24 protein-coding genes and 1 tRNA gene are annotated in these 24,786 nt (G+C 58.7%); 21 read left to right on the top strand and 4 right to left on the bottom strand.

The features are described 5' to 3' along the window. Window positions 1–123: 123 nt before the first annotated feature. Window positions 124–209: transfer RNA gene (locus MHK00_RS07480), tRNA-Leu, on the bottom strand. Between the two features lie 227 nt (window positions 210–436). Between MHK00_RS07480 and MHK00_RS07475 the strand changes: the two genes are divergently transcribed. Both MHK00_RS07475 and MHK00_RS07470 read left to right on the top strand, forming a co-directional pair. Continuing rightward, complete coding sequence (locus MHK00_RS07475) at window positions 437–976, top strand: YbhB/YbcL family Raf kinase inhibitor-like protein (RefSeq protein WP_005324806.1); 540 nt, start codon at window positions 437–439, stop codon at window positions 974–976. Next, on the top strand, window positions 976–1,368 hold the full coding sequence (locus MHK00_RS07470) for a hypothetical protein (RefSeq protein ID WP_250411050.1): 393 nt from the start codon (window positions 976–978) through the stop codon (window positions 1,366–1,368). Before MHK00_RS07475 ends, MHK00_RS07470 begins: the two co-directional genes overlap by 1 nt. A 90-nt stretch (window positions 1,369–1,458) precedes the next feature. On the opposite strand, the gene MHK00_RS07465 is transcribed toward MHK00_RS07470, so the two are convergent. Both MHK00_RS07465 and MHK00_RS07460 read right to left on the bottom strand, forming a co-directional pair. Beyond that, entirely contained in the window at window positions 1,459–2,574 is a 1,116-nt protein-coding gene (locus MHK00_RS07465; RefSeq protein ID WP_250411049.1) for a quinone-dependent dihydroorotate dehydrogenase, read from the bottom strand. A gap of 4 nt (window positions 2,575–2,578) precedes the next feature. Continuing rightward, window positions 2,579–3,625 (bottom strand): YncE family protein, encoded by a 1,047-nt coding sequence (locus MHK00_RS07460; protein WP_250411047.1) that lies wholly within the window; start codon window positions 3,623–3,625, stop codon window positions 2,579–2,581. Between the two features lie 66 nt (window positions 3,626–3,691). Between MHK00_RS07460 and MHK00_RS07455 the strand changes: the two genes are divergently transcribed. The 9 genes from MHK00_RS07455 to MHK00_RS07415 all read left to right on the top strand — a co-directional run bounded on the left by MHK00_RS07455 (window position 3,692) and on the right by MHK00_RS07415 (window position 13,397). Then, window positions 3,692–4,546, top strand: a complete 855-nt coding sequence (locus tag MHK00_RS07455) for an undecaprenyl-diphosphate phosphatase (RefSeq protein ID WP_250411045.1) — start codon at window positions 3,692–3,694, stop codon at window positions 4,544–4,546. A 25-nt stretch (window positions 4,547–4,571) separates the two neighbouring features. Further along, on the top strand, window positions 4,572–5,810 hold the full coding sequence (gene mshC / locus MHK00_RS07450; RefSeq protein WP_250411043.1) for a cysteine--1-D-myo-inosityl 2-amino-2-deoxy-alpha-D-glucopyranoside ligase: 1,239 nt from the start codon (window positions 4,572–4,574) through the stop codon (window positions 5,808–5,810). A 24-nt stretch (window positions 5,811–5,834) separates the two neighbouring features. Further along, window positions 5,835–6,218, top strand: coding sequence for a hypothetical protein (locus MHK00_RS07445; protein ID WP_250411042.1), 384 nt, complete (start codon window positions 5,835–5,837; stop codon window positions 6,216–6,218). A 127-nt stretch (window positions 6,219–6,345) separates the two neighbouring features. Next, window positions 6,346–7,068, top strand: coding sequence for an HAD family hydrolase (locus tag MHK00_RS07440; RefSeq protein ID WP_366512265.1), 723 nt, complete (start codon window positions 6,346–6,348; stop codon window positions 7,066–7,068). 52 nt (window positions 7,069–7,120) lie between these two features. Beyond that, a complete protein-coding gene (locus MHK00_RS07435; protein WP_250411040.1) occupies window positions 7,121–7,384 on the top strand; it encodes a phosphoribosyl-ATP diphosphatase in 264 nt (87 codons plus the stop codon). Window positions 7,385–7,413: 29 nt separating this feature from the next. Continuing rightward, window positions 7,414–8,259: an ATP phosphoribosyltransferase gene (hisG, locus tag MHK00_RS07430; RefSeq protein ID WP_250411038.1), complete on the top strand. Its 846-nt coding sequence runs from the start codon at window positions 7,414–7,416 to the stop codon at window positions 8,257–8,259. Between the two features lie 110 nt (window positions 8,260–8,369). Further along, entirely contained in the window at window positions 8,370–9,929 is a 1,560-nt protein-coding gene (aspA, locus tag MHK00_RS07425) for an aspartate ammonia-lyase (protein ID WP_005324790.1), read from the top strand. Window positions 9,930–10,283: 354 nt separating this feature from the next. Further along, complete coding sequence (locus MHK00_RS07420) at window positions 10,284–11,591, top strand: anaerobic C4-dicarboxylate transporter (RefSeq protein WP_239229938.1); 1,308 nt, start codon at window positions 10,284–10,286, stop codon at window positions 11,589–11,591. Between the two features lie 138 nt (window positions 11,592–11,729). Then, window positions 11,730–13,397, top strand: coding sequence for a formate--tetrahydrofolate ligase (locus tag MHK00_RS07415; protein WP_250411036.1), 1,668 nt, complete (start codon window positions 11,730–11,732; stop codon window positions 13,395–13,397). Window positions 13,398–13,409: 12 nt separating this feature from the next. Here MHK00_RS07415 and MHK00_RS07410 read toward each other — a convergent pair whose 3' ends face one another. After that, a complete protein-coding gene (locus MHK00_RS07410) occupies window positions 13,410–14,240 on the bottom strand; it encodes a RecB family exonuclease (RefSeq protein ID WP_250411035.1) in 831 nt (276 codons plus the stop codon). Window positions 14,241–14,286: 46 nt separating this feature from the next. Here MHK00_RS07410 and MHK00_RS07405 point away from each other — a divergent pair, with 46 nt between their 5' ends. The 10 genes from MHK00_RS07405 (at window position 14,287) to tatC (ending at window position 24,782) form a co-directional block, all read left to right on the top strand. Beyond that, a complete protein-coding gene (locus tag MHK00_RS07405; RefSeq protein WP_250411033.1) occupies window positions 14,287–15,540 on the top strand; it encodes a M18 family aminopeptidase in 1,254 nt (417 codons plus the stop codon). A 28-nt stretch (window positions 15,541–15,568) separates the two neighbouring features. After that, window positions 15,569–16,405: a tRNA (adenine-N1)-methyltransferase gene (locus MHK00_RS07400; RefSeq protein WP_239193930.1), complete on the top strand. Its 837-nt coding sequence runs from the start codon at window positions 15,569–15,571 to the stop codon at window positions 16,403–16,405. An 85-nt stretch (window positions 16,406–16,490) separates the two neighbouring features. Then, window positions 16,491–18,056, top strand: coding sequence for a proteasome ATPase (gene arc, locus MHK00_RS07395; RefSeq protein WP_250411031.1), 1,566 nt, complete (start codon window positions 16,491–16,493; stop codon window positions 18,054–18,056). Beyond that, complete coding sequence (gene dop, locus MHK00_RS07390) at window positions 18,053–19,585, top strand: depupylase/deamidase Dop (RefSeq protein WP_250411029.1); 1,533 nt, start codon at window positions 18,053–18,055, stop codon at window positions 19,583–19,585. The genes arc and dop overlap by 4 nt, the downstream gene beginning before the upstream one ends. A gap of 44 nt (window positions 19,586–19,629) precedes the next feature. Then, complete coding sequence (locus tag MHK00_RS07385; protein WP_005329640.1) at window positions 19,630–19,821, top strand: ubiquitin-like protein Pup; 192 nt, start codon at window positions 19,630–19,632, stop codon at window positions 19,819–19,821. A gap of 38 nt (window positions 19,822–19,859) precedes the next feature. Then, window positions 19,860–21,239 (top strand): Pup--protein ligase, encoded by a 1,380-nt coding sequence (pafA, locus tag MHK00_RS07380; RefSeq protein WP_251068532.1) that lies wholly within the window; start codon window positions 19,860–19,862, stop codon window positions 21,237–21,239. A 36-nt stretch (window positions 21,240–21,275) separates the two neighbouring features. Continuing rightward, the gene (locus MHK00_RS07375; RefSeq protein ID WP_250411026.1) at window positions 21,276–22,262 is read left to right on the top strand and encodes a helix-turn-helix transcriptional regulator; all 987 of its coding nucleotides are present in this window, start codon (window positions 21,276–21,278) and stop codon (window positions 22,260–22,262) included. Between the two features lie 2 nt (window positions 22,263–22,264). Beyond that, the gene (locus MHK00_RS07370; protein WP_250411024.1) at window positions 22,265–23,221 is read left to right on the top strand and encodes a helix-turn-helix transcriptional regulator; all 957 of its coding nucleotides are present in this window, start codon (window positions 22,265–22,267) and stop codon (window positions 23,219–23,221) included. Window positions 23,222–23,318: 97 nt separating this feature from the next. Next, entirely contained in the window at window positions 23,319–23,579 is a 261-nt protein-coding gene (tatA, locus tag MHK00_RS07365; protein ID WP_250411022.1) for a Sec-independent protein translocase subunit TatA, read from the top strand. Between the two features lie 108 nt (window positions 23,580–23,687). Further along, window positions 23,688–24,782 carry a twin-arginine translocase subunit TatC gene (gene tatC / locus MHK00_RS07360; protein WP_436232073.1) on the top strand — a complete coding sequence of 365 codons (1,095 nt, stop codon included), beginning with the start codon at window positions 23,688–23,690 and terminating at the stop codon, window positions 24,780–24,782. Window positions 24,783–24,786: the final 4 nt, after the last annotated feature.

Raw genomic sequence — 24,786 nt, 5'->3', positions numbered from 1 at the left:
CACACTCGCCGAAGAAAAGATCTATTACAACAAGAAAGACAACGAACTTGACCCCCAACAGGGCAACTGAAAACGAAAAATCTCGAGGCATCGACCGGAACGATGTCTCGAGACTTCACACTGTGCCCGAGGGGGGACTTGAACCCCCACGTCCGTTAATAGGACACTAGCACCTCAAGCTAGCGCGTCTGCCATTCCGCCACCCGGGCAGGGTGTTTATCAGCCTCTCGGCTGGGCACTCCGATACTGTATCCTGCTCGAGGCTTGCTTTACAAATCGCCAGCGTAAGGCGTGAAAAAGCTACCGTTTACGGCGTGTGAAAATACATGGTTGTAAGTCTGGTTGGGGGCTTTCCACGTGTGCGGCAAAATATATGCAGGGTGCGGCGGTTACACTACATCGACAGCGGCTTGTGAGGTGGGGTACAAAGGGGTCTATGACTTCTTATGCAGATGATTCCCGCTTTCCTGGACCAGATCCTTACGCACCGCTACGCGATGTTCCTTCCTTCGTTCTCTCGTCTACCGATGTGGTGGAAGGAGACGAGCTGCAGGAAAAGCTCCGCGCCCCGGAGAGTGTATCGCCTCAGCTAGCGTGGTCCGGACTGCCGGAAGGCACTAAGTCCCTGGCCGTGACCTGTTTCGACCCAGATGCGCCAACGGCTTCTGGTTTCTGGCATTGGGCGGCGTTCAATATCCCCGTCGAGGTAAGCGAGCTGCCTACCAATGCCGGCGCCGCGGAGGACTTGGGTATTGACGGCGTCATCAGCTTGCGCAACGATTCCGGCGAGCGCACCTACTTCGGCGCTAACCCGCCTGCCGGACACGCCCCGCACCGCTACCTCTATGCCGTCCACGCAGTTGACGTAGAAAAGCTCGACATCGACCCAGATGCTTCGCCGACCGTGCTTGGGTTCAACCTGCATTTCCACGCCCTTGGCCGCGCCATTTTGTGGGGCTGGTACGAGGCGAAGTAATGGCGAGTAGCTCTACTTCATCGCAGCCTAGCCCGCCGACGGCGCTGCGGGTGGGCGGCGCCTTCATGGTGGTCGCATTCGTGCTGGTGCTCTTTGCGTTAATCTCCGTCTTCACGGATGGTTGGGGTGCCGATTTCGAATGGACGTATTCCAAAGTGGCGATTCTTGTCGCCGCTGTCATCGTCGGGGCCTTCAGCACCATGAGCAAAAGTCAGGCGGGAAGTCGCGCGCAGGTTGCCGCATTGGTCATCGCCATTGTGATCATTGCAGCCAGCCGCTTTGTACCCGGCGATATCCTATTCACTCAACCACAGTATTGGGTCGTGTTCTACGCCGGCTTTGCGGTGTTGTGCGCACTGGTTCTCAGGCGCAGCGTTATGGCGCAGACCTAGTCAGCACAGCAAAGACAAAGGGTCCGCCTACTTCCTCTGCGTGCAGCAGGAGAAGTAGGCGGACCTTGTGTTGAAAAGCCTTGGGCTGGACTAATCCAAGGGCTTCCAGGGGAGGCCGGAGCCAACCGCCTGGGAAATATTGCTCAAACCGTGGGCACGGATTTGAGCGGCAATGCCGCGGTGGATATCGCGGATCCAGTCCGGACCGCCGTAGATGAGACCGGTGTAGCCCTGCAGCAGGGAAGCACCGGAAGTGATGCGCTCCCATGCTTGCTCCGGCGTGGAGATGCCGCCCACGGAGATGAGGGTGAGCTGGCCGCCGACTCGCTCATTAAGGCGGCGCAGTACCTCTAGGGAGCGCTCGGCTACCGGAGGGCCGGATACGCCACCGGCACCCATGTCCTTTACCTCGGCGGCTGGGGTCTTAAGGCCCTCGCGGGAAATGGTGGTATTTGTCGCTACGATTCCGTCGAGGCCGAGTTCGAGGGCTAGGTCTGCTACGGCGTCAACGTCGGCATCGGAAAGATCTGGGGCAATTTTCACCAGCACCGGAACCGCGGTGCATTCTTGCACGGCGGAGAGAATGGGGCGCAGCGATTCTACTGCTTGCAGGTCGCGCAGGCCCGGGGTATTCGGCGAAGAAACGTTGACCACTAGGAAATCTGCCAAATCGCCCAACACCGACGCGGAGCGGCGATAGTCTTCTACTGCATGCTCGGCGGGGGTGATTTTGGTTTTGCCAATATTGATGCCAATGACATCGCTGTAGCGACGCTTGCGCAGGTTTTCCGCGGCGGCTGCCGCACCTTTATTGTTAAAGCCCATCCGGTTCAAGATGGCCTTATCGGCCTTCAGGCGAAAGAGCCGCGGAGCAGGATTGCCAGGCTGTGCTTGGGCGGTGACTGTGCCCAACTCTGCAAAGCCAAAGCCAATGGGAGACCACGTATCAGCAGCCGCGGCGTTTTTATCAAACCCGGCGGCAAGTCCCAACGGGCGGGGAAATTCTACTCCGAAGACCTCTTGGCGCAGAACTGGATCGTTGACCGGCAGGATCTTTGCCAGGGCTCGGTTGGCTGGCCCGGCGGCTTGGAGTCCGCTGAGCGCAGTGTTGATAATCTCGTGGATGCGCTCCGGGCTCAGTTTAAACATGCCCCGCAAGGCAAGCTGGTAAGCCTGCGCGCGCAATTGGTCAATAGTGCTGGTCATAGTATTAAGACTCCTTCTTCAGGTGCGGGGCATCCACGAACTGCAGCCCGTGGCCAGTTGCGGAGGCGGCGACAAAGGTGCCGTCGCCAAGCAGGGCAATATTCTGCGCATCCGGCACGGTAGAGAGATCTCCGCGCAGCTCTGGTACGCCTTTGCCAATTTCATAGGCATAAGCCTTATTGGTATCGGTGGCGCTCACCCACGCCAGATTGCGCTTATTATCCCAGGCTACGCCCCATGGGGTGCCCTCAACGTTGCCGTATTGATGCAGGCGGACGACGTCATCTGAGGTGTAGACGGCCAAGCGGCCGCCCTCGGTATCGGAGGCGAGGACCACGCCGTTATCGCCCACCGCGATGCTGCCGACGCCCTGGCCCACGCGCAGTCGGCCGCCCGCGCGATCATTCGTCCAGTCCACGTTCTGGATGGTGGAATCCTCTCGGTGGATGCGCACCACTCCGTCATCACCCGAGGAATTGGGCACGGCCAATAGCTGGTCCGAGCCGGCCTCTACCTCGATATCTCCGTCGCGCTTGCCGTCCTTATAGATGCCTACCGTGGTGGAATCGGCCGAGGTGGCAAAGATCTCGCCGCTGGATAGCTGGGTGGCGGCGGTAACGGGGGAGTCCTCCTCCATGTGGACCTCCTGGGGAGAGTCCGGGGATGCAGGATCGATGAGGAGAACCTTGTCCGGGCAAGCGAGCACGAAGCCCGACTCCGAAGAACTGAGGTCACCACACTCCGCAGAAATGTCTAGCGAGGTAGCCTTCTTCTCTTCAAAATCCTTCTGGCTACCGATGAGAAGCTCGTCCTTGGTGCGCACTGCCAGTGAGTCATCAAAGGAGGCAAGGTCAGTGATGTCGTCCTTCAGGTCGACCACAGTGCCTTCCGGATCCGCCTTAGCCGGGGAAGCCGCAGGGGTGGCATTGCCCTTGACCGCGGTCTCTGGATCGGCGCCCACGCCCACGTCGGGCTGGCAGGCGGCCAACGCGGTGGCGCTCAGCGCCAGCAAACTGGAAAGGATAAGTGCGGAGCCAGATTGAGATTTCACGGCTACTAATCCTAACAGCGCGCGTTGTAAAAACTCGAAGCCCAGCGCGGCTGTAGTGTGAAGCGGGTGATTTCTAATACCGCAACTGACGCTGTTTCTTGGGCGCAGGTCATTGTTTTGTCTATCGTGCAGGGGCTTACCGAGTTTCTTCCGGTAAGTTCCTCTGGTCACCTGCGCATTGTTTCCGAACTATTTTGGGACAACGACGCCGGCGCCTCCTTCACCGCAGTTATCCAGCTGGGCACGGAGCTGGCTGTGCTGGTCTATTTCGCCCCAATGATTTGGCAGATTCTCTCCGGCTGGTTCCGCGGCTGGGCCGATAAGTCCTCTCGCGGCCAGGACTGGCGCATGGGGTGGATGGTCATCGTGGGTTCCATTCCTATCGGCATCATCGGCTTCGCATTCGAGGACGCTATCCGCGGCGCCCTGCGCAACCTGTGGATTACCGCTGCCATGCTCATCCTATTCTCCTTTGTCTTTATCGCTGCAGAAAAGATGGGTAAGAAGGAGCGCAGTTTTGACCAATTGACCATGAAAGACGCCATCATTATGGGCCTGTGCCAATGCTTGGCGCTCATTCCGGGTGTTTCCCGCTCCGGCGGCACCATTTCCGGTGGTCTGTTCCTGGGGCTGGACCGCGAGGTGGCTACTCGCTTTAGCTTCTTGCTGGCCATTCCGGCTGTGCTGGCTTCGGGGCTTTTCTCGCTTCCCGACGCCTTTTCTCCCGAATCCGGCCAAGCAGCCTCCGGCCTGCAGCTTCTGGTCGGCACTGGCATCGCTTTTGTACTGGGCTACGCCTCCATTGCGTGGCTACTAAAGTTCGTGGGCAACCACTCCTTCTCTTGGTTTGCCGCTTACCGCATCCCAGTCGGCGTGCTCGTCATGATCCTCTTGGCATTGGGAGTCCTGCAGCCGCTCTAAGGCACGCCGCGTTAGTATGGTGGCTATGCATTCTTGGCCAACACCTTCCTTCCGCCCTGTGCCGGGTGATGCGGCACAGCTGCGCTTGTACGATTCTGCGAACCAAACCATCGCTCCCGTAGAGGTCGCAGGGGATACCGCCACCATGTACGTGTGTGGCATCACGCCCTATGACTCCACCCACCTGGGCCATGCCGCCACGTATCTGACCTTTGACCTTATCTACCGTGCGTTCCTGGATGCCGGGAAGAAGGTTCACTACGTCCAAAACATCACCGACGTCGATGATCCGCTATTCGAACGTGCCGAACGCGACGGTGTAGATTGGCGTGAGCTCGGCACTTCTCAAATTGATCTCTTCCGTTCCGATATGGAGCTGCTCTCCGTTTTCCCTCCGCAGGACTATATCGGCGCCATGGAAGCCGTCGATGAGGTCGTGGAAATGGTGCAGAAGCTTCTCGACGCCGGAGCGGCCTACGTCGTAGACGACCCCGAGCACCCAGATATCTACGCCTCCATCGAGGCCACCGAGCGCTTTGGTTATGAGTCCAATTACTCTGCCGAAGAGATGCGCACCTTCTTTGCCGAGCGCGGCGGCGACCCCGACCGCCCATGGAAAAAGAATCCGCTCGACGCACTTATCTGGCGAGCCCACCGCGAGGGCGAACCAGCCTGGGAGTCGCCCTTTGGGCCTGGCCGCCCAGGCTGGCATATTGAATGTTCCGCCATCGCTACTAACCGCTTGGGAGCAACCTTTGATATCCAGGGTGGCGGCAGCGACCTGAAGTTCCCACACCATGAGTTTTCCGCTGCCCACGCCGAGGCCGCCCTCAACGTTGATCGCATGGCACAGTTCTACGTGCATACTGGCATGATTGGCCTCGACGGGGTCAAGATGTCTAAGTCCTTGGGCAACCTCGTCTTCGTTCACAAGCTCGTCGGAGCGGGTGAGGATCCCTCCGCTATCCGCTTGGGCGTCTTCGCAGGCCATTACCGCGACGAGCGCGACTGGTCCGACGAGGTGCTCGGCGGCGCTAAGCGCCGCCTCGCCGCATGGCGGGAGGCTCTTGAGCAGCCGGGAAGCATGGCAGGGGCCGAAGAGGTCGTCGCCAAGCTGCGTGCCGCAATCGCCAACGACCTTGATACCCCGGCCGCGCTCGCTGCCGTGGATGAGTGGGCAGAAGCCGATCGTGGCACGGACGAGGACGGCGCGGCCGATTTGGTTCGTACCGCACTAAATTCGCTCCTCGGCGTGCAGGCTTAGGCAAGATAGGGCAGTATCTACAGCATGAGCATTCGCGCCGATTTCCAGCCCAACGTAGATGAGTTCATTAGTGACCTGAAGTCCTTCGCCACCGGCGATTACCTCAAGGAAGAGGAAAAGGAGTTCTGGGAGGCACCGTTTGACGCCAACGTCCTCCCAGAGCTGCGCGGCCACCTTGAGCAGATGCTCGATGGGCTGGATGCACTTCCGGACGATCCGGACGGACCACAGTTGGTCACCGTCTTGTCCAAGACCGTTCGTAAGTTGGCAGATTTTAATCGCGCTCAGCACGATGCCGTTCTCGAGCCAGAGGAAAAGGAAGAGCTCTCTGAGCTTATCTATAACGCCAGCGCGGCCACCGGAGCAGACGACGAAGCCCTGTCGCAGATTCCGGAACTGGACTTTTAGTTCTGCCCCTTCCGCCTTAGTAAGTGCCAGCTCGCGCTAACTGCGCGGCTGGCACTTACCGCCGTGTGCTTGCACTGTAGACGGTGACACTATTTCCTTCCTGATAGAGAAAGCTAGCTTTATTCCCGTGTCGCACTCCACCGCCGCTTCCGGCCTGTCTAAGCCCGCCGCCATCTTCTGGGATATGGATGGGACCCTCACTAATTCGGAGCCCCTCTGGGCGGAGGCAACGTTCTATCTTTCGGAACTGCTGGGCAAACGGCTCACTCCCACCCAGCGCCTAGCCACGGTGGGTGCGACCTTTGATACCACCTTGGGAATCTGCGCAGATAATGCGGGAGTTTCGCTGCAGCCAGGCGACAGCGAGCGTTACCGCGCCCAGATGTTTGACTATGTCAAGGGTCTTTTTGCTCGCAAGTTGGAGATCTTTCCGGGAATTCCCGCCTTGCTCCAAGAGCTAAAGGCGGAAGGGGTGCCCATGATGGTCACTACCAATACCGAGCGCAATGTTGCTGACGCTGCTATCACTGCGTTGGGGCGGAAGTATTTCGTCGATACTATCTGCGGGGATGAGGTTCCTGCCGGCAAGCCAGCACCGGATATGTACCGCGAGGCCGCCCGCCGCATTGGAGCAGATCCCGCGGATTGCTTAGTTTTCGAAGATTCCGCAACCGGCATGCGCGCCGCCGTTGATGCCGGCTGTGTGGTTATCGGTTTGCCCGAAGATGACCAGGTTGAGGTTCCGACCGAGGTCACCGAAATCTCTAGCCTCCGCGATTCGTGGCACCTCGCGGGATCTAAGGCCACTGACGTCTATGAGTGGTTCGCTAAGATTTCGGCGCGGCAGTAGAAATTCAGAGTTCCCCTACATTCTCTATCTACCTGTGGAACAATAGGTAGGCGTGAAGAACTTTGAGACTCTTTTTGCCGAACTAGCCGAGAAGGCCGACCAGCGTCCAGCTGGTTCCGGCACCGTTGCCGCGCTGGATAAGGGCGAGCATTTCATCGGTAAAAAGATCATCGAAGAAGCCGGGGAAGTATGGATCGCCGCTGAATATCAGTCCAACGATGAGCTGGCGGAAGAGATGTCCCAACTGCTCTATTGGACTCAGGTCATGATGCTTAAGCGCGGACTTACCCCTGAAGACCTTTATAACTACCTCTAGGCAACACCCCACAGGATGGAAGGATCCGCATGATCAAGATTGCTGTACCGAATAAGGGCTCGTTGTCAGAAGCCGCCGTGGAGATCCTTACAGAGGCCGGTTATAAGGGCCGCGGGCATTCCAAAGCGCTCAACGTAGTGGATTCCGATAACGGGGTCGAGTTCTTTTTCCTGCGGCCGAAAGATATCGCCATCTATGTTGCCCGCGGGGTCTTAGACCTAGGCATCACTGGCCGAGACTTGGCGCTTGACTCTAAAGCGAGCTTTGATGAAGTACTGCCTTTAGGCTTCGGTGGCTCCAAGTTCCGGTACGCAGCCCCGCAGGGGGAGGAGTGGGATATCTCTCAACTGGTTGGGCGGCGGATCGCGACGTCGTACCCCAATCTTGTTCGCGCAAACCTCGCCGCACATGGGATTGAGGCCGATGTTATTCGATTGGACGGCGCCGTAGAGATTTCCATCCGGCTAGGCGTTGCCGATGTTATTGCTGATGTCGTGTCAACTGGTACTACTTTGCGTCAGCAAGGCTTAGCGCCGTTCGGGGAGCCGATCATTGAATCCGAGGCGGTAGTCATTAAGCGCACGGGGGTAGAGGTCACTGAGGAAGAGCAGGTAGTGCTCGACCGCATTCAGGGAATTCTGCACGCTCGCACATATCTAATGATCGACTACAACATTGCTCAATCCAACCTCGATGCAGCCGCTGGTATTACTCCAGGATTAACCGGTCCTACGGTGTCGCCGTTGGCGCGTGAGAACTGGGTGGCAGTGCGAGCGATGGTTCCGAAGAAGCAAGCCAACCAAGTCATGGACCGACTTTCCCAACTTGGAGCGGAGGCAATTTTGGCTTCCGATTTACGCATCGCCCGCTTTTAGGGGGATCATTTTCTCTGGGTCGGCCCAAATAGATTCAGTCGTGGCTAACATTAGCGCTTGAGGTTACTCATTCGAATATAAGTCTCGACAGGCAAAGGAGCCGAGCCATCATGGCAAAGTCCTCTAAGAAAGAAGAAAAGGACACCAAGTCTGCAGCAAAGGACGTGAAGAAGAAGGAAGCTGACACTTCCACTCACGCCGCACAGCAGAAGGTGGCCGAACAAAAGGCACCTAAGAACTCCAGCAAGAAGACTCGCACCGAGACCGACCTTCTTGGCTCTTTGGAGGTACCCGCTGACGCTTACTACGGTGTGCACACCGTACGCGCCATGGAGAACTTCCAGATCTCTTACGTGACCATCAACACCATCCCGCACTTCATCCGCGGCATGGTCCAGGTCAAGAAGGCGGCCGCCATGGCAAACCGCCGCCTCCACGTACTGCCCAAGAAGAAGGCTGAAGCAATCATCTGGGCCTGCGACCAGATCCTGGAAGAGGGCCGCTGCATGGATCAGTTCCCGCTGGACGTTTTCCAGGGTGGCGCTGGTACCTCGCTGAATATGAACACCAATGAGGTTGTTGCCAACCTCGCCCTGGAATACCTCGGTGAGGAAAAGGGCTCCTATGACATCATCAACCCGAATGATGATGTGAACATGTCCCAGTCCACCAACGATGCTTACCCGACCGGCTTCCGCTTGGGTCTGCATGCAGCAGTTGATCACCTCATTGAGCGCATGGATGGTCTGCGTGCCGCATTCCAGGTCAAGGGCAATGAGTTCCAGGACATCCTGAAGATGGGTCGTACTCAGCTTCAGGATGCGGTTCCGATGACCTTGGGTGATGAGTTCAAGGGCTTTGCCAATAACCTGAACGAGGAGCAGGCATTGCTGCGCGATGCACAGCGCCGTCTGCTCGAGATCAACTTGGGCGCAACCGCAATCGGCACCGGAGTGAACACCCCGGCCGGCTACCGCCACCAGGTCACCGCAGCTCTGTCTGAGGTCACCGGCCTGGAGATGAAGACCGCCCGCGATCTCATTGAGGCAACCTCTGACTGTGGCGCATACGTGCTGCTGCACGCCACCATCAAGCGCGCCGCGATGAAGCTCGCCAAGATCTGTAATGACCTGCGCCTGCTGTCTTCCGGTCCGCGTGCTGGCCTGGCTGAAATCAACCTGCCTGCCCGTCAGGCCGGCTCCTCCATCATGCCGGGTAAGGTTAACCCGGTTATCCCGGAGGTTGTGAACCAGACCTGCTTCAAGATCTTCGGCAATGACCACGTCGTCACCATGGCCGCTGAGGCTGGCCAGCTGCAGCTCAACGTCATGGAGCCGGTCATTGGCGAGGCACTGTTCCAGTCCATTCGCATCATGGGCAACGCCGTCGACGCCCTGCGCGAAAAGTGCGTCACCGGAATCACCGCCAACCCAGATGTCTGCCGTGCCTACGTGGAAAACTCCATCGGTATCGTCACCTACCTCAACCCGTTCATCGGCCACCACAACGGTGACCTGATTGCCAAGGAGTCCTTGGAGACCGGCAAGGGCGTCAAGGAACTCGTCTTGGAGAAGGGCCTGCTGGATGAAGCAACCTTGAACAAGGTTCTGTCCGTTGAGAACCTCATGCACCCAGAGTTCCGCGGTCAGCTCTTCATCGACGAGGACTAAAGTCGCGGCTTTTGAGAAGCAGTAGGGCATAGCGCCCCACATAGAAGACTCCCATGGTCTCTGCCATTTTCTCTTGGCGTACAAGGAAATCTGGCGAAGGCTGCGGGGGTCTTTTGCGTGTTTGGAATCGGCGGTTGCTAGTTTCCTTTTACGTCCCTGTGCTGGGCGAATGCGGAGAAGGATACCGACCGTCTTATAACGAGACGCTTAATACATGTGGGAATCAACACAAACGGACAGTTCGAGTGAATAAATCGACGTGACAGGTGCAAAATAGAAGATGTTAAGGACGGCATGCACTCTGTATGGGGATGCGTGCCCTTAGTTTGCATACAGAGCGTATGGAGTATGTCCATGGTTATTGTTCATATAGTCATCGTTCTCGCCGCCATTTTCTTGGGCGCGAGGATTGGTTCAATTGGTATCGGTATGGCCGGCGGCCTCGGTGTGTTGGCCCTTGGTCTCACCGGTGTCCCCATTACTAGGGAAGACATCCCGTTCGACGTGATCGGTATCATCATGACCGTCATTGCCGCCATCGCTGCGATGCAGAGGGCTGGTGGCATGGACTACCTGGTGCACATCGCAGAAAAGTTTCTGCGCAAGAACCCAAAGCGGATTACGTTCTACGCGCCCATCGTTACGTGGTTGATGACGGTGCTGGCCGGTACCGGCCACACTGCATTCTCCACGCTACCGGTCATTGTTGAGGTAGCTAAAGAAGGCAAGGTTCGCCCCTCACGCCCGCTTTCCATTGCGGTAGTTGCCTCTCAGATGGCAATTTGTGCCTCTCCTATTTCTGCCGCAGTGGTTCTCCTAGCCAGCCTGTTGGAACCAGCTGGAGTGGGCTATTTGCAGGTGCTGGCGGTCGTCATTCCGGCAACGTTCCTGTCTATCTTCCCGGCTGCGTGGATTGCTAATAAGTTTGGCAAGGAACTAGATGATGACCCGGTGTACCAGGAGCGCAAGGCGCAAGGCCTGGTTAAGCAACCACTGGGTGCTGAGAACTTCCAGCCGCAGAAGGGTGCCAAGGCTTCTGTTCTGGTGTTCCTCGTAGCCATCGTCATCGTGATGGCCTGGGCCACGCTGACCTCGGAGCAGGTCGGCCTAATTGCAGAGCCAACCCTGCCACGTAATGAGGCCATTATGACGGTTATGCTTACCGCGGCCACCATCATCGTCATGATGACGAAGGTCCCGGCCGGAGATGTTCTCAATACCCCGGTATTTAAGTCCGGTATGTCCGCATGTATTTGTGTGCTTGGCGTTGCATGGTTGGGTACCAGCCTTATCAACCACTACATGGACGATATTCAGTCCATGGCTGGCAGCGTTATTGAGTCTTCGCCGTGGCTACTCGCGGTGGTCTTGTTCTTCGCCGCAGCGCTGCTGTACTCGCAGGCCGCTACGACCAAGGCCCTCATGCCAGCAGCCCTGGCTCTGGGCGTAAGCCCCCTTACTGCAGTCGCTGCTTTCCCGGCCGTCTCGGCACTATTTATCCTGCCGACCTACCCAACGCTGCTGGCAGCGGTGGAGATGGACGATACCGGCTCGACTCGAATCGGTAAGGCTGTATTCAACCACCCATTCCTTATCCCAGGCACGGTCAGCATCGTGGTTTCTGTCCTCTTGGGCTACGCGTTCGGCTTGGTCATCCTTTAAGAGATAGACGACAAGTCCACCTGCAAGGCGCCCTGTAGGGCGCCTTTTTGGATCGCAGCGTGAATAGGAAGATTGATTCACTTCACTTTCTTGGAAAAATGCGGGTTATTTAACTCGCGAGCTCGGTAGGCTAAGAACATGACTACTCAGCCATCCGATGTTGAAATTGCCCAAGCCCACCACCTGCAGCCAATCGCGGAGATCGCGGCCAAGGCAGGCATTCCTGCCGACGCCGTGATCCCCTACGGCACCACCAAAGCCAAGGTCGATATCACCAAGGTGGACTATTCCAAGGAAAACCAGGGCAAGCTAGTGCTTGTCACCGGCGTATCGCCCACACCTGCCGGTGAAGGCAAGTCCACCGTGCTCATCGGCCTTACCGACGCCCTGGACAAGTTGGGCAAGAAGGCCATTGTTGCACTGCGCGAGCCCTCCCAAGGTCCAGTGATGGGTATTAAGGGCGGCGCGGCTGGCGGCGGCTATGCACAGATCGTCCCCATGGAAGACATCAATCTTCACTTCACCGGCGATTTTCACGCCATTACCTCTGCAACCAATACCCTGGCCGCCATCATTGATAACCACATCCACCAAGGCAACGCCTTGGGCATCGACCCGCGGCGCGTGACGTGGCAGCGGTGCATGGACGTCAACGACCGTGCCCTGCGCAACGTGGTGACCGGTCTGGGCGGGCCAGCTCACGGTGTGCCTGCAGAAACCGGTTTCACCATTACCGCGGCCTCCGAAATCATGGCCATCTTGTGCTTGGCCACGAACCTCGAGGACCTAAAGAAGCGCCTCGGCGATATCACCATCGGCTTCACCTATGATCAGCGCCCTGTTACTGCGCGTGACTTGAATGCGGAAGGTGCGCTCACGGCGCTTATGCGTGATGCCCTCAACCCCAACCTGGTACAGACCCTTGGCGGCGTGCCGGCCTTGGTGCACGGTGGGCCATTCGCCAATATTGCGCACGGTTGTAACTCCCTGCTGGCGACCCAAACCGCGCTCCAATTCGGCGATATCGTCTTAAGTGAGGCCGGCTTCGGCTCCGACCTAGGTGGCGAGAAATTCGTCGACATCAAGGCGCGCTTTGGCGACCTAGATGTTGCTGGTGCTGTGGTCGTAGCCACCATCCGCTCCCAGAAATACAACGGCGGTGTAGCCAAGGATAAGCTCACCGAGGAAAACCTGGATGCCCTCAAGGCGGGCATAGTCAACCTCGAGCGCCACGTAGAAAACCTGCGCAAGTTCGGGATCAAGCCGGTTGTAGCGCTCAACCTCTTTTGGTCCGATACCGAAGCAGAACGCGAGTTCATGCGGCAGTGGGCCGAAGACTTCGGCGTGGCCTTGGAGGAAGCCAACGTGTGGGCCGAGGGTGGCGCGGGCGCTACCACGCTGGCAGAGACCTTGCTGGAAAACCTCCAGGGAGGCGCCACGCAGCTCTACGATCCGCAGGAGGGAATCGAGGCCTCCATCGAGACCATCGCTCGCGAGATCTATCGCGCGGACCGTGTGGAATACGGGGCTAAGGCGCTCATGGATCTGAAGTACATTCAGGACAATGGCTGGGACAAGCTGCCCGTGGTCATCTCCAAGACGCAGTACTCCTTCAGCGATGATGCCTCTGCTCTGGGGGCGCCGGAAGGCCATACGCTGCATGTGCGCGAATTGCTGCCGCGCACCGGTTCGGGATTTATCGTCGTGCTCACGGGCAACGTCATGACGATGCCGGGGCTGCCGAAGAAGCCGGCGGCCAATAATATCGACGTCGATAAGCAGGGCACCATTTCGGGCCTTTTCTAGGCAGGTGGGGCGCTAGTCCTTTGCATCTGCCGCGGAACCCGGCCAGCCCGGGTACTGCGGCGGAGTGCCGCCAAACTCCGGACAGAGAGCCTGGTGGGCGCACCAGCCGCAGAGCTTGGATGGCTTCGGACGGAAGTCCCCGGCGCGCCCATCGGCCTCAATTTTGGCCCACAGCTCGCCGAGATCGCGCTCGAAGTACTCGAGTTCCTCACGGTTCGGAGAAAGAAACATCGAGTCCAAGACCTTGAGATACATCAGACGCAACTGGTGGGGAATGGTGCCTAGAATGCGCCAGTAGACCAGCGCATAAAAGCGCATCTGGAACTGTGCATCCTGGGAATAGCGGGGAAGTGGCTTCTTGCCGGTTTTATAATCCACGACTCGGACCTCGCCGGTTGGGGCGCGGTCCACGCGGTCGATGAAGCCGCGGACGGGGACGCCATTGGGCAGGACCGTGTTGACGTACATCTCTGTTTCTTGGCAATCAAAGCCCTGTGGATTTTCCATCTGGAAATAGCCCTTGAGCAGTTCCCTGGCAGCGACGAAGAAGTCGTAGGTGTCTTCTTCTGGCACGAGCTCTAAAAGCTCCTCGTCTTTGGCGGTCATCTGTGCCCAGGAAGGCTTAATCATCTTCACCGCGGCAGGATAGGTGCGCTCTTCGCGCGGTAGCTTGTGCATCTCTTCCAAGACGGCGTGGACAAGGGTTCCTTTGACCTGCGCGATGGTCTTGGGCTCGGGCAACTTGTCAATTGCGCGGAAGCGATAGAGCAGCGGGCACTGTTTATAGTCGGAGGCGCGTGAGGGCGACAGGGCGAGTGGGCGGGGTTTAGATGAAGTAGCCATGGTGTATCTAGCCTATCGCCGCGCGATTCGTGGCAAGCTAGGAGGTATGAGTTATACCGCAGATTTCCTAGATTTCATTGCTGCTTCTCCTTCTTCGTACCACGCTGCCGATGAGGTATCCCGCCAGCTGAGCGCGGCGGGTTTTGAGGTACAGGATGAGGGAACGCAGTGGTCCGCTGCACCTGGCGGCCACGTCATGGTGCGCGGCGGCGCGGTAGCGGCCTGGTACGTGCCAGAGGGTGCGGATAAGAATTCCGGTTTCCGCATAGTGGGGTCGCATACGGACTCGCCGGGCCTGGTTCTCAAGCCCACGCCGGACTTTTCCGCGGTCGGCTGGCAGCAGGTGGCAGTAGAGATCTATGGCGGGGCGCTGCTGCATACCTGGTTTGACCGGGAGCTGACCGTGGCCGGGCAGATTGTCACCAAGGATGGCACTCGGCACCTGGTCAATACTGGCCCGGTACTGCGCCTTCCGTCCCTGGCAATTCACCTCTACCGCAAGGACGAGTTTAAGCCGGATCGCCAGCACAACATGCAGCCGGTTCTGAGCGTGGGTGACCCAGAGGCATCGATCTTGCAGGTAGTGGGGGAAAAGGTGGGCGTCGCCAAGCAGGATATTGCTTCCTTCAACCTGATTACGGCCGATGCTGCCCGCGGCGAAGTGTTTGGCGCGGGCGAGCAGTTCATCGCGGCCGGACGCATGGATAACCTTTCTTCCGTACATGCCTCGTTGGCAGCGATGAAGAAGGCCGCCGAGAACTATCAGGGCAAGGATATCTTGGTCATGATGGCCTTTGACCACGAAGAGGTAGGCTCCAGCTCGCGGTATGGTGCGGGCGGCCCCATCCTGGCGGATGTTCTTACCCGCACGGCGCGGGCGCTGGGGGCCAACGAGGAAGAGCGTTTCCAGATGTTTTCCCGCTCGAGCTGTGTCTCGGCCGATGCGGCGCATTCGGTGCACCCAAATTACGTGGGCAAGCACGATCCCACGCACCACCCGATCATTGGCAAGGGCCCGGTGACCAAGATCAATGGCAATCAGCGCTATGCCTCCGATGCCACCACGGTGGCGTTATGGGAAGCAGCATGCAAGAAGGCAGGCGTGCCGGTGCAGCGGTTTGTGGGCAATAATGATGTGCCCTGTGGCTCCACCATTGGTCCCATTACGGCGACGCGTCTGGGCATCGACACCGTGGATGTGGGCGTGCCCATGCTGTCTATGCACTCGGCGCGTGAAATGGTGGGCGAGCGGGACCAAGTATGGCTCGCGCAGGCACTTGAGGCATACTTGGTGGGATAGTAACCGCAACCTCGAGGAGTCTTGAGACATGGCTTATTCCGGCCCCTTTGCCTATGGCGACCGCGTGCAGCTTACCGACGCCAAGCGGCGCCACTACACGGTCATTCTGGAAGAAGGAGGCCAGTTCCACTCCCACAAGGGCATCATTAACCATGATGACATCGTGGGTATGGACGAGGGCTCGGTTATTGAGTCCACGCTTGGCTCCTCCTTCCTCCTCTTCCGCCACTTGATGGTGGATCACGTGCTGTCCATGCCGCGCGGTGCTGCAGTGATCTATCCCAAGGATGCGGCGCAGATTTTGGTAGAGGGCGATATCTTCATGGGCGCGCGCGTGCTCGAAGCCGGCGCCGGCTCCGGTGCGCTGTCCATGTCCCTGCTGCGCGCCGTGGGGCCAGAAGGCCATGTGTATTCCTATGAGGTGCGCGATGATCACCTGGAGTATGCGGTAGATAACGTCAAGGAATACTTTGGCGAGCAGCCCGAGTGGTGGTCGCCGCGCCTCGGCGATTTAGGAGATGTCACCGCCGAGGACGTGGGCGGTCCAGTTGACCGCGTAATCCTCGATATGCTCGAGCCCTGGGAGCACCTGGAGACCGTGCGCGATCTCCTGATTCCTGGCGGAGTGTTCATGACTTACGTGGCAACGGTGCCGCAGTTGATGAAGGTCATGGAAGGCATCCGTGAGCTCAAGTGCTTTACCGAGCCCAAGGCCTGGGAATCTCTGGTGCGGGAATGGAAGGTCGAAGGCCTGGCTACGCGCCCGGAGCACCGCATGAATGCGCATACCGCCTTCCTTATCTGGACCCGCCGCCTGGCCGATGGCGTGACCCCTCCGCGCCCGCAGCGCCGAGCCCGCAAGTAGAGCTGGAAATAGGTTCACCTCAGCGCCCAGAATTTAAAGCGCAACTGCCCTCTTTCGCCGGCTGGGCCGCGTTAGAGTAGTGGGCATGGATGAAGCCACGGACTATAAGCGGCAGATCAGCCAGCTTGCTGCCCGCAATCAGAAGTTGGCGGGCTTATTAAAAGAATCGCGTGGGAAGCTGGAACAGCTTTTTGCGGAGCTTAACGCGCTGGCTGAGCCGGCATCGACCTACGGCGTTTTCTTAGGCTATTCGCCTACCCACAGCGAGGTGGGAACCACTGCGGAGGTCTACACCAACGGCCGCGTGATGCAGCTTAAAGTCTCACCGAATGTGGAACCAGGCAGCCTAGTGGCCGGCCAGCAGGTTCGCTTGGGCGATGGCTTCGTAGTGGTGGAAGGGTGCGCACCCGAGCGCACGGGCGAGCTCGCCACCGTGGTCGAGCGCTTAGGAGAGCAACGCCTCATCGTGGCAAATTCCTCTGGCGAGGAAAAAGTGGTGCTGCTATCGCAGACACTGCGCGAGGAAACCCGCGTGGCAGCAGGAGAAATCGTGCTGGTTGATCCCAAGGCTGCCGTCGCGCTGGAAAAGGTGGCAAAGACGGAGGTCTCCCAGCTCTCCCTTGAGGAGGTCCCTGATGTGCGTTACGAGGACATCGGCGGGCTGGATGAGCAGATTTCCCAGATCCGCGATTCCGTAGAACTGCCGTTTATCCATCCGGACCTCTACCACCACTACGAGCTACAGCCCCCTAAGGGCGTCCTCCTCTATGGCCCGCCAGGGTGCGGTAAGACGCTCATCGCCAAGGCAGTGGCCCATTCCTTGGCGCAACAGTTGGGCAGTGATGGGCCGAGCTATTTCCTCAATATCAAGGGCCCAGAATTGCTCAATAAGTATGTAGGAGAGACGGAACGCCGCATTCGCCTCATTTTTGAGCGCGCTCGTGAATTAGCCCAGCTGAGCTCTGATAGGCCGGTGGTCATCTTTTTTGATGAGATGGAATCAATCTTCCGCACCCGTGGCTCAGGCGTATCTTCGGATATGGAAACCACGGTGGTGCCGCAGCTGCTCACAGAACTCGACGGAGTAGAAAGCCTATCCAATGTGATCGTCATCGGCGCGACCAACCGTGAGGAGCTCATCGATCCCGCCATCATGCGTCCCGGCCGGCTGGATATCAAGATCCGGGTCAACCGGCCGAATAAAGAGGGCGCCCGCGAGATCTTTGCCCGCCACTTTGCACAATCCGTGCCGCACCAGGGCACGCTGGAGGAACTCATCGGCGCCGCGGTGGATGAGCTCTATGCCGATCGCCCCTTTGTGCAGCTGCACTTTTCCAGCGGCGAGCGCGAGGTATTGCACTGCCGGGACTTTGTCTCCGGCGCGATGATTGCCAATATCCTCTCCCGCGCCAAGAAGCTGGCTATCAAGGACGAACTGCAACAGCGCGCGGGCAATGAGCAGGGGATAGGCGGGCGCCGTGGGGGCATCGCCAAGCAGCATTTGCTCCAGGCCATCGCGGCCGAGCGCGCCGAATCCGAGTATGTGCCTACCTCCACCAACCCGGAGGAGTGGACCAAGATCATCTCCCAAGACCATGCTGGTGCCCGCGTTGAGCGGGTGGAGCTACTGACCGCTAGGAGGAGCGCATGAGCCGCGTTGTAGGTACCGAGACCGAGTACGGCATTGCCACCCCGGAGCTGCCGGAGTATTCGCCCATCATTTCGTCCACGCACGCGGTGGTAGCGTATGCCGCGCTGCACACTGGGGCGCGCTCGCGCTGGGACTTTGCCGAGGAGCACCCGCTGCGCGATTCCCGCGGTTTCGATCTCAAGCGCTACCAGACAGTTCCCGTGGTGGATCCCAACGCCATCGGGGTGGCCAATGTGGTCACGGCCAATGGCGCGCGCTTCTATGTGGACCACGCGCACCCAGAATATTCCGCCCCAGAGTGCACCAATGCCTGGGATGCCACGCTTTACGACGCCGCAGGGGACGCCACGCTCCTGCAATCAGCAGCGGCCGTAGCGGGGCTTACTGAGCAAGGAAAGTCCGTGCTCGCCAATCACGACCCGTGCCCTGCCTTGCGTTTCTACAAGAACAACGTGGATGGCAAGGGCGCGTCTTATGGCTCGCACGAGAACTATCAGTACTCCCGTGCCACGGATTTTGACACCATGGCGCAGGCCCTTATCCCGTTTTTCGTGGCCCGCCAGGTAGTCATCGGCGCCGGGCGCATGGGGATCGGCGAGTTTGGCGAGGAGCCGGGCTTCCAGATCTCCCAGCGCGCTGACTATATTGAGCAGGAAATCTCGCTGGAGACCACCCTTAATCGCGGCATCATCAATACGCGCGATGAGCCGCATGCGGTGCACGCGGACTATGGGCGCCTCCACGTCATTATCGGAGACGCGAATATGTCGCAGACTTCCACGCTGCTTAAACTGGGCATGACCTCGCTGGTGCTCGATGCGATTGAGGAGGGGGTGGACTTTAGCGATCTCCGCTTGCAGGATGCCGTGGCGGAAGTTCCGCGCGTCAGCCGCGATCTCAGCCTTCAGCATCGCCTTGAGCTTGCCGACGCCCGCCAGCTCACCGCCCTAGAAATCCTCGCCGAATACCGAGACCGCGTCACCCCACGCACCGACGCAGAGCGCAAGGTGCTCGCGGCCTGGGACGAGGCAGTCGCGCTTCTTGCGGAAGATCCGATGCAGGCGGCGCACCTTCTGGATTGGGTGGCGAAGTATCGCCTGATTAAGGGCTACCTCGACCGAGGTATCGATCCGGCAGACCCAAAGCTGCGGCTCATTGACCTGCAATACGCGGAGATCGATCCTGCCAAATCGCTACACCACGCACTGGTGCGTAAAGGTCAGATGCGGCAGCTCTTTAGCGCTGCAGAGATTGAAGACGCCGCCAGCACCCCTCCGGAGGATACCCGCGCGTATTTCCGCGGCCGAGTGACGCAGAAATTCGGCGAGGACATCATCGCCGCGAGCTGGCAAAGCCTCACCGTTCGGGTAGGCGAGACAACCGCGGCACCCTGGGCCACGGTTCCGATGGATGAGACCACCGGCCTGACCCGCGCCCAGTGTGAGGAGATCATCGACACCGCACGTACGGTGGAGGATCTCCTCCAGGGACTCACTGACAGCGGTATCCAGCCCGAGTACCGTAATTGATAACCAAGCAATTAGGCAGAAGCCAAAGAAAGGACTTCCTCCCTATGTCTACTCACCAGTCCCAGGTCACTGGCGGCAATGGCGGCGATGACTCCACCGGAGATGAGGAATTTACCTCTACGCAGCTGAGCATCAACACCACCGGCACCGATGAATTGCTCGATGAGATCGATGGGCTGCTAGAAAACAACGCCGAGGAATTCGTGCGCTCTTATGTCCAAAAGGGCGGGCAGTAAGGGTGAGTGACCAGCGTCCCGTCTTCGCCCGTCGCATCATGGGCATCGAGACGGAATATGGCTTAACCACCAGCGCGTGCCCTGGAGAACGCGCCTTGAGCCCTGATGAAGTGGCGCGCGTGCTTTTCCGGCCCATCGTCCAGGAACATTCTTCTTCTAATATCTTTTCCACCAACGCGAGCCGCCTGTACCTCGACGTCGGCTCTCATCCCGAGGTAGCCACCGCCGAGTGCGATAGCTTAAGCCAGCTTCTGGCCTATGAATGCGCCGGCGATGCGATAGTCAATCGCCTTGGCGAAAAAGCGGAGCAAACCTTTGCTGCCGAGGGACACCCGCGCGCAGTGTACCTCTTCAAAAACAATGTGGATTCAGCTGGCAATTCTTTTGGCTGCCACGAAAACTACCTCATCAGCCGCCACATGGTGCTCAAGGATTTGGGGCTGGCGCTCCTTCCGTTCCTTATTACCCGCCAGCTCATCTGCGGCGCCGGCATGATCCAGCCCGCTAAGGGCGATAAGCCTGCCCAATTCCTGCTTTCGCAACGCGCAGACCAGGTCTGGGAAGGCGTGTCTTCTGCCACCACCCGCTCGCGTCCCATCATCAATACCCGGGATGAACCGCACGGCGATTCCAAACGCTTCCGCCGCATGCACGTCATCGTGGGGGACTCCTCCATGGCCGAGCCCACCATGGCGCTAAAAGTTGGCTCCACGCTGCTCATCTTGGAGATGCTGGAGGCTGGATTTGAGTTGCCGGAATTCGACATCGACAAGCCAATTCACCATATCCGCGCCATCGCACGTGATATGTCGGGCTTGACCGAACTGCCGCTCACAGGAGGGGGATCCGTCACCGCACTCGAGGTCCAGCAGCAACTATGCCAGCGCGCGAGCCAGTGGTTGGACAAGCGGGAAGACGCCGGCACTCCCACGGCGGAAATGCGGCGCGTGGTGGATCTCTGGCAGCGCACGCTGCACGCCATTGAGACTCAAGACTTCTCCGGCGTGGACCGAGAAATCGACTGGGTCATTAAATTGGGACTGCTCGAGCGCTACCGCGCACGGCTGGGTGGTCACTGGGGCCACCCCAAGCTCGCCCAGATTGATATGACCTATCACGATATCCGTCCGAGCCGCGGGCTCTACCATGTCTTGCTGCGCAAGGGACTTATTGACCGGTGGATTTCGGACGCCGACATCGAACGCGCCATGGACACAGCACCACCGACCACCCGCGCCGCGCTGCGTGGGCAGTTCCTTGCCGCTGCCCGTAGCCTTGGGGCCAACGTCACGGTTGACTGGACGCGCCTTAAGGTCAACCGCCCAGAGCCGCGCACCGAGGAGCTACTTAATCCCTTCGTGGCCGACGATGATCGGGTCGAGGCGTTGCTAGACTATATGCGTCTACACCACAGCTAGAAGCACACGAGCCGCACCAGGGAGACAACGCACCACGTGGCAGCACACAACCCCGCGCCGAAACGGCATGATGAAGCCGTAGAAAGACTCACCAACCTCTCTTTCGCGCTACAGGGCGCCGCCAATTCCGGCGGTAGCCCGGATCGCACCGCCGCCTGGATTCGCAGTCACGTGGCAGGATACGGCGATAAATCAGACGAAGCCTTCGCCAAATCGCTGGCACGAGATATCGCAACCCTCCAGCGCGCCGGGGTGCCCATTGTTCATTCCGGCGGCGAAGACGGGGCGCGCTATCGCCTCGACGCGAGTAGCTACCAGCTGCCGCCGGTAGAATTTTCTCCTGAGGAGGCCATGGTTTTAGGCATCGCAGGGGGAGTGGGTACAACCGGAGGCCTGAGCGATTTCTCCTTGTCCGGTTGGACCAAGATTGCCGCCAGCGGCGCCTCGCGCAACCTCGCAGGCGCACCGGTATACACGGCGGTCAATGACATCACGCGACTTGCCCCGGAAATCATTACCTCGGTTCTCGCTGCGGTGCGCAATCAGCTCCGCATTACGTTTTCCTACCGTGCTAATCCGGCTACTGAGCCGGTACGCCGCGTCATGGATCCTTGGGGACTGGTCAACCGTGACAGTCACATCTATCTCGTGGGATTCGATGTGGACCGAAACGCCCCGCGCGTCTTTCGCGCCCTCCGCGTTTCTGACATCAAACGCTCACGCGACACTGCGGAGCACACCAGCCCAACTGAAGACCTGCAGGTGTTGGTAGAGCGTGCACTGCAGCGAGGAGAAAAGGTTAATGCGCGCCTCGTCATCCCAGAGGGGCAGGCGCGCGAGCTTTTAGATGCCGGCGAGCAACAAGCCGATGGCACGGTGTTGCTGCATAAGGTGGATAAGGACTGGCTCGTACGCACCGCGGCCGGGTATGCGCCGGAAGTACAAGTGATAGAACCAGCCGAGGTGCGCCAGGAGGTCATTTCCCTTTTGCGCAGGGCAGCACATCCGCAGGAAGGACGCTAGTCATGGCTGATGGATCGCAGAAGCTCCAGGCGCTCGTGCGCTCTTTGAACCTGATTCCGTACTTTAAAAATCATCCCGACAAGACGCCTATGGAAGCGGCCAAGGATTTAGGCATGGATCCCGGCGAGCTGAAGGAAGCTCTCGATCGCCTCTTTTGCTCCGGCACGGGGCGCAATACCGAGGACCTCATCGATCTCTCCTTCAGCTATCGCGATGGGGTAACCATCCATAATGATCAAGGCTTAAGCCAGGCACTACGGCTAACCCCGACTGAAGCAGGCGCCTTGCTCCTCACCCTGGAGTCTTTGCAGGCGATGCCCGGGCTAATCGACGCCCATGCGGTCGAATCCGCCGCCGCTAAGCTGCGCGGCATCATGGATGAAAAGACAGTCGCCATCTATGAGTCGTTGTCTACTCCAGCCCCTGAAGAGACTGATATCCAGGCGCTTTTGACCCAGGCAGTCAATGAGAGAAAGCGGGTACGGCTGCGTTACTGGAGCGCTTCTTCAAATGCTGAATCCGAGAGGGTGGTGGATCCAGCCCGTATTTTCATCGTCGATTCCGAGCCCTACTTGGCCGCTTGGGAGGAAGCAAAGCAAGCGCATCGCACTTTCCGCATCGACCGCATTAGTAAGGCTCGTATCGTGGAGGAAAAATCCCAGCCGCACCTGAAAGACCTCGACTTTGATGCCTCTTCACCCTTTAATTTGGGCGATGGGGACACCGTGCAACTAGCAATTAACCAAGAATTCACGTGGCTAGCTGAGTATTACGATATGCGCTTGGGTGAAGACTTAGGAAATGGGGAAGTAGCTGCGACGATGCCAATGGGATCAGTAGATTGGCTTATTCGCTTTGCCCTTGGTCAAGCTGATAGGTTGCGGGTAGTGGCTCCTCAATCCGTGGTAAACCTCATTGCGGAGCGAGGAAACACCGCGTTGAGCGGCTATACTCAGTAGCCAGTTACTTGCCCGTTTACTGCGCCCGCCCGCCGGCAGATAAGTTGGCGGTGATGCTTCCCGGCATGCTGGTGCACTAGTTGAAAGAGGTTTCTCCATGAGCCTAGGACCTATGGAAATTGGCCTGATCGTACTCGTTATCGTGTTGCTTTTTGGCGCGAAGAAGTTGCCGGACTTGGCACGTTCTATGGGCCGTTCCATGCGCATCTTCAAGTCTGAAGTTAATGAGATGCAGTCCGAGGACACCCAGCGTTCTCAGGCGCAGGCACAGCTGAACCAGAAGCAGTCTGATGAGGAGTTCTGGAACCGCCCAGACATGCAACCGGGTCAGCAGAGCAACACCAATACTCAGCAGTAAACGCCCCTAACCTGTCGTCGCGCGAACACCCCTGCAGCGCGCGGATATGCCCCCGCAATCCGTGCAGTAGGGAAGTGTTCGCTTCTTTGCGTTGAAAGAGCCACACTGATGTCGTCACAGTCACAGCCTCTATCTCCCCAAAAAGCAAGCAAGAGCGTGAAGGGTAAGCTGCGCTTTTCGCGCAAGCAGAAGAACCCTACCGGGGAGATGACCTTGGTGGAGCACCTACAGGAGCTGCGCCGCCGCGTCATCATCGCCGTTTTGGCAGTCGTCGTCGGCGCCATCATTGGCTTCATTTGGTACCAACGAGCGCCATTCGGGCTGTCTCCGTTGGGCGAAATTCTACGAGAGCCGTATTGTGCGCTGCCCCCAGATAAGCGCGCCTCCTTCAGTGCGGACGGCGAGTGCCGACTACTGGCCACCAGCCCGTTTGAAATGCTCCTGTTGCGCCTAAAAGTAGGTGCCTTGGCTGGCACCGTATTGTCTTCTCCGGTGTGGCTGTATCAGGTCTGGGCCTTCATTGTGCCTGGTCTCCATAAGAACGAGCGCCGCTACACGTTAAGCTTTCTTACGGCCGCAGTGAGCCTATTCGTTGCCGGTGCCGTTCTTGCCTACTTTATTTTGTCCGTGGGCTTGGAATTCCTCATGGGCATCGGTGTCGAGTACCAAACTGCTGCCCTGACAGGTGAACGCTATTTCTATTTCCTCTTGGCCCTGCTGCTTATCTTCGGCATTAGCTTTGAAATTCCTCTGCTTATCGTGTCACTCAACCTCTTAGGCGTGCTCGAATACGTGCATGTCAAGGATAAGCGGCGGATCATTATTGTTGTCGTGATGATTTTCGCTGCCATTATCACCCCAGGCCAAGAGCCTTTTTCGATGTTGGTTCTTGCCGGCTCGTTGATATTTCTCTTGGAGCTTGCATTCCAGTTCTGCCGCATCCACGATAAGCGCATGCAGCGCGAACGCCCCGAGTGGATGGATCTCGATGATGAGACTGCTTCGCCGCTTGCCGCTGGACCAGGAGCCATAGGCGGGCCAACCCCTGTCGAGGCGCCGAGCAGAGTAAACCCTTCACCGGGCCCCTCTCAGCCCGTTTCACAGCCAGTACAACAGGCACAGCAGCAGCCGCAGCAGACATGGAGCACTGGTGCCAGTGGGACTTCGTCGACCAGCGGCGGCTTTTTCGACGATGTCCTCTAGGCAC

It is taken from the genome of Corynebacterium tuberculostearicum (genome assembly GCF_022347385.1).
GTDB classification, from domain to species: domain Bacteria; phylum Actinomycetota; class Actinomycetes; order Mycobacteriales; family Mycobacteriaceae; genus Corynebacterium; species Corynebacterium tuberculostearicum_M.
Note: the sequence above shows the minus strand (reverse complement) of the source record. Positions and strands in the feature narration are given on the sequence as shown.